Source organism: Nocardia sp. NPDC058666 (assembly GCF_042714895.1).
GTDB lineage: Bacteria > Actinomycetota > Actinomycetes > Mycobacteriales > Mycobacteriaceae > Nocardia.
In genome coordinates, this window is record NZ_JBHXRY010000028.1 from 8,704 (window position 1) to 9,029 (window position 326).

Genomic DNA, 326 nt, shown 5'->3' on the forward strand with positions numbered 1-326 from the left:
GGGTGGCCCCGGTGCCAAGTCTTCGCTTGCCGCACCCTCTCGTCCTCGCCCGTCCGACGGTCACGCCCCTCCTGTCCCCAGTCGCCACCAGCGTCGTTGTGGCCCCAGCGCACGCCGTGCGGCCCTGCGGCGTGGAAGGAGCTCCAGCCGTAGGCGACCGCACGCCTGACCGCGAGGGCGAAGACATCCTGGGTCTCGGCGTCCACCCACGGGTGCAGGGCGAGTACGCCGTGGACCCCCATGATCATGGGCGCGGGAATGGAGGCTTCCGGCACGGCGCTCTCCTCGGGCTCGATCGGGCGGTGGTGTGGTCCCCCCCCCCGAGG

1 protein-coding gene is annotated in these 326 nt (G+C 73.0%); it reads right to left on the reverse strand.

Annotated elements, in window-relative coordinates:
* A partial coding sequence (locus ACFWVD_RS27820) for a hypothetical protein (protein ID WP_379247767.1) occupies positions 1–275 on the reverse strand: 275 nt, incomplete at its 3' end.
* Positions 276–326: the final 51 nt, after the last annotated feature.